We start from the raw sequence: 9,809 nt of genomic DNA, 5'->3' as shown, positions 1-9,809 counted from the left end.
CCTGCCCTCCCGCAGCCCGATTTTCCATTCAGCAGCACGCACATCCGCCTCGCCCAACGGTGAATGCCGTTGCATGCGTGGAGCGCTCCAGTCGGAGGCCCGGCCCCGGCTTCCCGGCCCCGGCTTCCCGGCCCCGGTTCCCGGCCCCGGCCTCCCATCGGCCGTGCCCTGGCCTCAGCCGGCGGCGGGGCCAACCGGTCAGGCCCCCCGCGTGGGTCGTGCCACCGCCTGTGCCGCCTGCGCCGCCCGCGTGGGGCGTACTGCCGCCTGGGCCGCCTGCGCCGCCCGCGTAGGGCGTACTGCCGCCTGCGCCGCTTGCGCCGCTTGCGCGGCATGCGCGGCATGCGCGGCATGCGCCGCTCGCGCCGCGAGCACCTCGGGGACGCGGGACTCCGCCCAACGGGCGAGCGCCCAGACCTGGCGGGCGGCCTCCTCGCCGAGGGGGGTGAGCGAGTAGTCGACACGCGGCGGGATGACCGGATGGACCTCCCGCAGCACCAGACCGTCCTGCTCCAGGGTCTGCAAGGTCTGCGCGAGCATCTTCTCGCTCACCCCGCCCACCGTCCGGCGCAGTTCGCTGAACCGGTGGGTGCCGTCCAGCAGCGCGGCGAGGATGAGCACCGCCCAGCGGCTGGTGACGTGCTCCAGGATGCCGCGCGACGCGCACTCCCGGGAGTTGACGTCCGCCGGGAGCCCGCCCGTCAGTTGCTTTACCCTTTCACTCATGACAGTACCTTACTCGAAAGTTGGTACTTCCGAATCGTTAGTCACTTTCCTAGGGTGAGCGATGAAAGGCGCACACGCACCGCATCCACCCCAGGAGTCACCACCATGGCCATCGTCGTCACCGGAGCCACCGGTCAGCTCGGGCGTCTCGTCATCGACGAGCTGCTGGCCCGCGTCCCTGCCACCGAAGTCGCCGCCGTCGTCCGGGACAAGGAGAAGGGCGCTCCGCTCGCCGAGCGCGGTGTCGAGCTGCGTGTCGCGGACTACAGCCGGCCCGAGACGCTCGACGGGGCGTTCCGCCAGGGGGAGACCGTGCTGCTCATCTCGGGCAGTGAGATCGGGCGCCGTGTCGCCCAGCACACGGCCGTCATCGACGCCGCCAAGGCGGCGGGGGTCGGCCGTCTCGTCTACACCGGCGTGCTCGGCGGACCCGCCGCCGACTTCCGGCTCGCGGACGAGCACAAGGTGACCGAGCAGGCCATCCTCGACTCCGGGCTGCCGTACACCTTCCTGCGCAACGGCTGGTACACCGAGAACTACACCGCCCAGATCCCCGTCCAGCTCGAGCACGGCGTCGCCGGCAGCACCGACGGGGGCCGGATCGGCTCCGCCGCCCGCGCCGACTACGCCGCCGCCGCGGCCGTGGTGCTCACGGGCGAGGGGCACGAGAACCGCGCCTACGAGCTGAGCGGGGACGAGGCCTGGACGCTGGCGGAGTACGCCGCCGAGTTGTCCCGCCTGAGCGGTCGCGAGGTCGCCCACCACGAGCTCCCCGGGGAGGCGTACCTCCAGGTGCTGACCGGTGCCGGGGTTCCGCAGCCGGTGGCCGAGATCCTGGTGGACGTGGACGTCTCCGGCATTCGCCGCGGTCTGCTCCAGGGCGGTAGCGGCGACCTCGCCCGCCTGATCGGGCGCCCGACCACCCCGCTGGCCGAGAGCGTGGCCGCCGCCCTGGCGTCCGCCGGCTGAGCCCGGACGCCCGCCCGGCCCAACACGCCTGGGCCAACGGCTCGCTGGGGGAACCGTTCGTCGCAGGTTTCACCTGTCGGGCCCAGTGCGCGTCACCAGGGGCGTCCCTCGCCCCTGGTGACGCGACGTCAACTCTGTCCCCAGATGTCCGTAGCCGAAGCGTCGGCCGTCTTCCGTTCCGCCGTCGTTCAACGGCTTGCCCATGACTGTGTCCGGTCACCTCCTACGCTCCCTGTGAGGTCGGTGGGAAGGGACTATGGACACGCAACCGGCAGTGCGGGCGCGCGGGACGACGAAGTGCTTCGGTGACGTCGTCGCCCTCGACGGCGTCGACCTGGACCTGGAGCAGGGGCGGATCCACGGGCTGGTGGGGCCCAACGGAGCGGGCAAGACGACCCTGCTCGGCCTCCTGCTCGGGCTCGCTGTCGCCGACGGCGGCAGCCTCGAAGTCCTCGGCCGCCCCGTCGGCCGGGNGGCCCGGGCGCTCGCGCCCGCCCCCGGCGTCGCCGGTTTCGTCGACGGACCCGGCCTGTACCCCTCGCTGACGGCACGTCAGAACCTCGAAGCCCTCGCCGCTCTGGCCAGCAGCGGTCGCCGCGATCCGCGCACCGCCGTCCGCGTGGACGAGGCGCTCGGCGAGGTCGGGCTGAGCGAGGTCGCCGACGACCGGGCCCGCGGCTTCTCGCTGGGCATGCGCCAGCGGCTCGGGCTGGCCGCCGCCCTGCTCGCACGGCCCCGCCTGCTGGTCCTGGACGAACCCGCCAACGGTCTCGACCCGGCGGGCAAGCAGCATGTGCACGGTGTGCTGACCCGGCTCGCGGCCGAGGGCGTCACCGTCGTGCTCTCCAGCCACCGGATGGACGACCTGGAGGCGCTCTGCTCCGAGGTCACCATCCTCTCCGCCGGGCGGGTCCGGTTCTCCGGCCCGCTGGCCAAGTTGGCCGCGGAGACCCGGGCACTCGACTACCGGCTGCTCACCTCCGACCCCGCGGCGGCAGCCCGGGTCGCCGCCGGCGCCGGCGGAGTCGCCGTCGTCGACACGGCCCGGCCGTGGCGCGGCGCCGAGGCGCTGGTGGTCCGCGCGGAGACCGCCGATGTCGAGCGGCTGCTCGCGGAACTGCTGCGGGCGGAACTGACGGTGCGCGAACTCGCCCCCGTCGTCTCGCCGTTGGAGGCCGCCTTCCTCGCCCTGACCGACCGTGACGAGGAGGAGGCCACGCGATGACGGTCACCGCCGACACCCCCGCCGACCTCGGCACCGCCGAGACGCTCGAAGCCGCACCCCTGCGCCGCGCCTACCGCTTCGAGCTCGTCAAGTTGCTCTCGCAGTGGCGGATCCGGCTGCTCCTGCTGGCCTGCTGGGTCGCTCCCGGGCTGTTCGTCGCCGGGGTCGGGCAACAGGGGACGCTGCCCACCGACACCCTGTTCGGCCGCTGGATGCACGCCACCGGCTGGGCCGGTCCGCTCGTGGTCCTCGGCTTCGCCGGGTCATGGGCGCTGCCGCTGCTGACCTCCGTGGTCGCCGGGGACGTCTTCGCCGTCGAGGACCGGCTCGGCACCTGGCGGCACCTGCTCGTGGCGGTCCGCTCGCCGCGCAGGATCTTCGCGGCCAAGGCCCTCGCCTCCGTCACGGTCGTGGTGCTGCTGGTCACGGGCCTGGTGGCGGCCAGCGTGGCCGGGGGACTGGCGACCGAGGGGGACCGGCCGCTCGTCGGCCTGGACGGCCACCAGTTGACGCCAGGTCAGGCCGCGGCCGCCGTGCTGCTCGCCTGGGCGGCCGCGCTCGCGCCGACCCTGGCGCTGGCGGCGATCGGCCTGCTCGGCTCCGTGGTGCTCGGGCGCAGCCCGATGGGCCTGCTCGTCCCCGCCTTCGTCGCGGTGGCCATGCAGCTCGCGCAGATGCTGCCGCTGCCGGTGGCGCTCCGGCTCGCCCTGCCGGGCTACGCCTTCGTCTCCTGGAACGGCCTGTTCACCGCCCCGGCGCGGCTCGACGAGCTGCTCATCGGCGTCGCGGTCGGCCTGGCCTGGGCCGTGACCGCGCTGCTGCTGGCCCGACTGCTGTTCCTGCGGCGGGACTTCACCAACGGCAGCGACGACGGCCTGGGCCGGCGCGGCGTCGTCCTGGCGGTGCTGCCGCCGGCCGCGCTGCTCGCCGTCACCTTCGGCGCGGTCGCGTCGGCCGTCCCGGCCACGGGGACCGCCGACGGGATCACCGAGGCCAAGGTGGAGCGGTCCGTGGCCACGGCCTTCGCCCACCTGTACCGGCTGCAGACGGAGCAGCTCCACCGTCCGGCCGTCACCGAGGCGCAGCTGCGCGCCACCGCGCAGTGCGACCGCAGCGGCGGCCAGGTGGACCCGGTCGGCGCCGGCAACGACTGGCGCTGCGTGGTCACCTGGCACCTCCCCGGCACCGCCGCTCCGGGCAACGCGGTCTACCAGCTCGATGTCGCCGCCAACGGCCGGATCACGGCCGACGGCGACGGTCCGAAGGAAGTCAACGGCTACTTCCTGGTGCGCACCCCCCACGGGGACGCACCCAACCCCCTGTGGCAGTTCGACGCGGGCGTCGAACTGCTCGCAACTTCCCCGAAGGGATGACTCCATGCAGGTAACGCGCCGTCGGCGTGCTGAGAAGGAGAGCTTCGTCTTTTTCGGCAGGCGGGTCGGCCGCCGGGCGACGCTGGTCACGGCTTGCATCTCCGCAGTCGTCGTGGCCACCGGAACCGCTGCCGCCTCGACCCACCAGTTCGGCACCCAGCAGGTCGGCCAGGTCACCGCGCGGGGCCAGGTCGTCTCCAGTGACCAGTACATCGACCCCTACGGCACCCGGAACGTCATCAACGACGGCAAGCTCATGTCCTCCGCCGTCAGCCCCGACGGCCGCCACCTGGCCGCCTCGATCGCCGACGGCGACGCGGCGCTGGTGGTGGTCGACCTGACGACCGGACAGGTGCAGCAGCGCATCGGCACGAACGCCGCCGACGACCTGCGCATCAGCGGCGGTGCCGTCGGCCAGGAGGCCCCGGTCTACTCGCCCGACGGCACCCAGCTGTGGCTCGGCCAGACCGACGGCTACGTCCGCTTCACGGTGAACCCGGACGGCAGCCTGGCCAATCCGACCACGGTGAAGATCCCGGCCGACGGGGCCAAGCACGCCCTCGCGTCGGTCGCCGTCTTCTCCGGCGACGGCGCAACCGTCTACGCCGCCGTGAACGGCCAGAACCGGGTGGTCGCGATAGACGCGGCCAGCGGAACGGTCAAGCAGAGCTGGGCCGTCGGCAACGCCCCGCGCGGCCTGGCCCTGGTCGGCCAGAAGCTCTACGTCAGCAACGAGGGCGGACGCCCGGCGCGGCCCGGCGACGCGACGCTGAACTCCTACAACACGCAGGTGCCGGCCGACCCGGCGACCGGCGCCACCACGACCGGCACGGTCAGCGTCATCGACACCGCGAACGCGTCCGCGGCCGTCGGGACCATCGAGGTGGGCCTGCACCCGACGGCCGTCTACGCCAAGGGCCGCGCGGTCTTCGTCACCAACACCGCCACCAACAGCGTCTCGGTCATCGACTCCGCCCGGGACAAGGTCGTGCAGACGATCGCCACGCAGCCGTGGCCGGAGGCCTCGGTCGGCTACGAGCCGGACGCGGTCACCCTCACCGACGACGGCCACCTGCTGGTCACCCTGGGCCGGGCCAACGCGGTCGCGGTCTACCGCTACACCGCCCCGCAGGAGCCGGTCAGCTTTGTCGGCCTGGTGCCGACGGACTACTTCCCGGCCGAGATCACCACGGTCGGCGGGCAGGTGCTGGTCTCCAACACCCGTGGCGTCGACGCCCTCCGGCCCACGACGGCCGCCGGGCACAACACCCACGACACGACGTCCAGCCTGACCCGGTTCACCCTCCCGAGCGACCGGGTGATCCGGGAGCTGACCGCCAAGGTCTTCCAGCAGAACGGCTGGACGCCCGGCGCCGTCAAGCTGGCGAACCGCAGGAGCCACGCCCGGCCGGTCCCGGTGCCGACGCGGATCGGCGACCCCTCGACGATCAAGCACGTGTTCCTGATCGTGAAGGAGAACCGCACCTACGACCAGGTCTTCGGCGACATCGCCAAGGGCAACGGCGACCCGGCGCTGGCCCAGTTCGGCGAGAACGTCACGCCCAACCAGCACGCGCTGGCCGAGCAGTTCGGGCTCTACGACAACACCTACGACATCGGCACCAACTCCGCCGAGGGCCACAACTGGCTGATGCAGGCGGACGATCCGGAGTACACCGAGTCCTCCGCGGGCGAGTACCAGCGCAGTTACGACACTGAGGACGACGCCCTCGGCCACCAGCGGACCGGCTTCCTGTGGTCCGGTGCCCAGGCGGCCGGACGGACGGTCCGCGACTTCGGTGAGTTCCAGCAGTTCCTGACCAAGCCGGCCGGGGCGAGTTGGCAGAACCTGTACTGCGACGCCAAGACCATGGCCGCGACCGGTCAGGGCACCGCCTACACGCTCAACTCCTCGTCGCCGATCCCGTCGCTCAACAGCGTCTCGATGCCCGGCTTCCCGAAGTTCGACACCAGCGTGCCGGACGTCTACCGGTACCAGATCTGGAAGCAGGACTTCGAGAAGAACGGCCCGGCCGACCTCAACATGTTCTGGCTCTCCAGCGACCACACCGGCGGACCGGCCAGCCCCGCCGCGCAGGTCGCCGACAACGACCTGGCGACCGGCAGGATCGTGGACGAGATCTCGCACAGCCCCTACTGGAAGGACTCGGCGATCTTCGTCGTCGAGGACGACTCGCAGGCGGGCCTCGACCACGTGGACGGCCACCGGGCGCCGATCCAGATCATCAGCCCGTGGGCGCAGCACGGCGTGGTGGACGACCACTACTACACGCAGATCACGATGGTCCGGACCATCGAGCAGATCCTCGGGATCCACCCGATGAACCAGAAGGACAGCGCGGCCACGCCGATGGCCTCGGCCTTCACGGACAAGCCCGACTACACGCCGTTCACGGCGCTGCCGAACCGCACATCGCTGACCGACGGCCTGTCCACCCCGCCCAGCTGCGGCGTGGACACGCCCGCCCCGCAGGACCCGAAGGCGGCGCTGGTGCCCGCGACGACGACGCCCCCGGCGGCGCAGCGGGGGATCGCGGCGCAGTGGGCCAAGTGGAAGACGCAGCAGCGGCTGACCGGGCCCAACGCCGTGCCGGACTGGGCGAACCCGGCCCAGATGAACCACCTGACCTGGTACGAGACCCACAACTGGAAGACCCCCTACCCCGGCGAGTCCAAGATCTACGCCCCCAACGACGTCCCCGGCGCCTACCTCCCCTCCACGGAGACCGACGGCTGACGCCCTCCCACTCCGCCCCCCGCAGGGGCCCCGGCGCCGCAGCCCCGCGCTGCGCCCCGGGGCCCCTGCGCTGCTCCGGCTTCGCCGCGGGTGAGATTGCCCCGGTTGGCACCGCCGCCTCCCCGCCTTCGGCGGGTGGCGGGCGTTCGGCCCGGGTGTTTTTGGTGGTGCGCTCGCCCCACCTCCCCGCTTTCGGCGGGGCCTCGGGCGGCGGGCCCGTGCTGTGCCCCGGCTCGCCTGCGCCGCTCTGGCCCCGCCTTCGGCGAGGCGCCCCGGTTGGCACCGCCGCCCTCCCCGCCTTCGGCGGGTGGCGGGCGTTCGGCCCGGGTGTTTTTTTTGTGTGGTGCGCTCGCCCCACCTCCCCGCTTTCGGCGGGGCCTCGGGCGGCGGGCCCGTGCTGTGCCCCGGGGGGCTTGCGCCGCTACGGCCTCGCCTCCGGTGAGGTGCCCGGTCGGGAGTTGCTGGCGCCTTTCCGCTTCGGGGGGTGGGGACGGACCCGGCGCTGGGGCCGGCTCATCGCTCTGCCTTGGGTCGAGGGGCCGCCGCCGGAGGGGGGTGGCGCGCGGCGGTGCCGGCACGTTCCGCCCGGGGCGGGGGGCGGGGGGGGGGGGGGGGGCGGGGCTGTTCGGTGCACGCGCAGCGGGGGGGCTGAGGGTCCCTCAAATCCTGCTCAGGAGTGCAACCGTGGCGCGCTGGGGGTCGTATCCGTCGGGGAAGGGGCTCACCTTCTCCGGTTCGACTCGCTCGGGGGGCGTCATGAACCAGCCTTGGGGCCTCAGCGGCCCGCAGTTCCTCGCCGTCTACGCGGCCGCTCTGGTCGCCGCACTCCTGCTCGGCTCCTTGATCCGTCGTCAACTGACCCGCGGGCCGCGGACGCTGGACGGCGCCCCGCTCGACCTCGACCTCTACGCCCTCGCCGCGCTCGCGGGCGGCCCCGGCCGCGTCGTCGAGACCGCCGTCCACGGGCTGCTCGCCGCCGACGCGCTGCGCGTCAGCCGCGACCACCGGATCGCCGCGACCGGCACGGCGGCGGCCGATCCGGTCCAGCAGTGGGTGCTCGACCGCTGCCGGGCCAGCAAGACCATGACCCTGTCCCGGCTGCGCCGCGACGCGCGCCGCAGCACCGCCGTCAGCGCCGCTCTCGGCGACGCGGCCGCCCGCGGCCTGCTGCTCACCTCGGGCCGCCGCCGCGGCCTGCGTCTGACCACCCTGCTCGGGCTGGGCGTGTTCGGGATGGGCGTGGCCCGCGTGGTCAACGGGGTTCAACTCGGCCGCCCCGTAGGTTTCCTGGTGTTCCTGCTCGTGGTGACGGTGCCGGTGCTGGTCGTCAACGCCACCTCGGTGCGGTGGACGACGGCGGCGGGTCGCCGCGTGCTGGCGGAGCAGCAGCGGGCCTGGCGCAGTCAGGACAGCGACGCGGTCGCGGTCGCGACCGCGTCGGGCGGGTCCGCGCCCGGGGGTGCGGACCCGCTGATGCCCGTCGCGCTGACCGGCATCGCTCTCGGCGGCGCGCCCGCCGTCACCGACCCCACCCTGCGGACCTCCCTCTACGGCTCGGTCAGTGGGTCCGGCTCCTCGGACTCCGGTGGCAGCGGGGGCGGTTGCGGCGGCGGCGGTGGCTGCGGGGGCGGTTGCGGCGGTGGGTGCGGGGGATGAGCGGGGCCGCGACGCCGCCCGCGCTCGGCTTCGGCATCGGCTGGCGACCCGAGATCGACCTCACCGTGGAGCGGCTGCCGGGCGTCGACTTCGTGGAGGCCATCGCCGAGGGCCTGCGGCCGGAGGCGCTGCCCGAGTCGCTGCGGACGCTTCGCGCGCGCGGTGTGGCGGTCGTTCCGCACGGGGTGTCGCTGTCGCTGGGCGGGGCCGAGCGCCCCGACCCGGCGCGGCTGGCCCATCTGGCGGCCTGTGCCGAGGCGTTGGGCTCGCCCGTGGTCAGCGAGCATGTGGCGTTCACCCGCGCGGGCGGGCTCGACGCCGGGCACCTGCTGCCGGTGCCGCGCACCCGGGACGCGCTCGCGGTGGTCGCCGAGAACGTCCGGATCGCGCAGCAGCAGCTGCCGGTGCCGCTGGCCCTGGAGAACATCGCACCGCTGCTGGCCTGGCCGGGCGAGGAGTTGACGGAGGGCCAGTTCCTGGGCGAGCTGGCGGAGCGGACGGGGGCACTGCTGCTGCTGGACGTCGCCAACCTGCACACCGCCCGGGTGAACGTGGGGCTCGATCCGGAACGGACGCTGGACGCCCTGCCCTTGGACCGCGTCGCCTACGTGCACGTGGCCGGGGGCGTGGAGCGGGACGGCGTGTGGCACGACACCCACACCCATCCGGTGGGGCAACCGGTCCTGGAGGTGCTGGCCGCGCTGGCGTCGCGCACGGCGCTTCCCGGCGTGCTGCTGGAGCGCGACGGCGGCTATCCGCCGGACGCCGAGCTGGCGGCGGAACTCGCCGCCATCCGCCGCACGGTGACGGAGGCCCGGCATGACGGCTGANGAGGGAGGCCCGGCATGACGGCTGCCCCGGGGGCGGCGGGCGGGGGCGCGGGCGCGGGCCGCCGCGCCGCGCTCGGGGCGGCGCAGGCGGACCTGCTCGCCGCGCTGGTGGCCGGGGGACCGGTGCCGCCGGGTTGGGACGGGGACCGCATCAGCGTCCAGGCGCGGGCGCTGCTGGTCAAGCGGACGGCCGTGGCGGGCGCGCACCACCCCTGGCTGGTCGAGGCGCTGGGGGAGGGCGAGTACGCCCGCCGTTTCGCCGAGTTCGCCGC

5 protein-coding genes and 2 pseudogenes are annotated in these 9,809 nt (G+C 73.9%); 6 read left to right on the top strand and 1 reads right to left on the bottom strand.

Annotation, left to right across the window (positions count from 1 at the left end; translation table 11 throughout):
* Nucleotides 1-330: 330 nt before the first annotated feature.
* Nucleotides 331-726: pseudogene (locus ACFP3V_RS11370) on the bottom strand (winged helix-turn-helix transcriptional regulator); the annotation flags it as partial.
* Nucleotides 727-831: 105 nt separating this feature from the next.
* On the opposite strand from ACFP3V_RS11370, the gene ACFP3V_RS11365 reads away from it, so the two are divergent.
* The 6 genes and pseudogenes from ACFP3V_RS11365 to ACFP3V_RS11340 all read left to right on the top strand — a co-directional run.
* Nucleotides 832-1,695 (top strand): SDR family oxidoreductase, encoded by an 864-nt coding sequence (locus tag ACFP3V_RS11365; protein ID WP_380582622.1) that lies wholly within the window; start codon nt 832-834, stop codon nt 1,693-1,695.
* Nucleotides 1,696-1,951: 256 nt separating this feature from the next.
* Nucleotides 1,952-2,920, top strand: coding sequence for an ABC transporter ATP-binding protein (locus tag ACFP3V_RS11360; protein WP_380582620.1), 969 nt, complete (start codon nt 1,952-1,954; stop codon nt 2,918-2,920).
* Nucleotides 2,917-4,293 (top strand): ABC transporter permease, encoded by a 1,377-nt coding sequence (locus ACFP3V_RS11355; protein WP_380582618.1) that lies wholly within the window; start codon nt 2,917-2,919, stop codon nt 4,291-4,293. Before ACFP3V_RS11360 ends, ACFP3V_RS11355 begins: the two co-directional genes overlap by 4 nt.
* Nucleotides 4,294-4,297: 4 nt before the next feature.
* A complete protein-coding gene (locus ACFP3V_RS11350; RefSeq protein WP_380582616.1) occupies nt 4,298-7,051 on the top strand; it encodes an alkaline phosphatase family protein in 2,754 nt (917 codons plus the stop codon).
* Between the two features lie 756 nt (nt 7,052-7,807).
* Nucleotides 7,808-8,707, top strand: a complete 900-nt coding sequence (locus ACFP3V_RS11345; protein ID WP_380582614.1) for a TIGR04222 domain-containing membrane protein — start codon at nt 7,808-7,810, stop codon at nt 8,705-8,707.
* Nucleotides 8,704-9,809: pseudogene (locus tag ACFP3V_RS11340) on the top strand (MbnB/TglH/ChrH family RiPP precursor modification enzyme); the annotation flags it as partial. The gene ACFP3V_RS11345 and the pseudogene ACFP3V_RS11340, both read left to right, overlap by 4 nt.

The organism is Streptacidiphilus monticola, assembly GCF_042658505.1.
In the GTDB taxonomy this organism is placed as follows: domain Bacteria; phylum Actinomycetota; class Actinomycetes; order Streptomycetales; family Streptomycetaceae; genus Streptacidiphilus; species Streptacidiphilus monticola.
The sequence above is the reverse complement of the archived record's forward strand: the minus strand, read 5'-3'. Positions and strand labels throughout refer to the sequence as shown.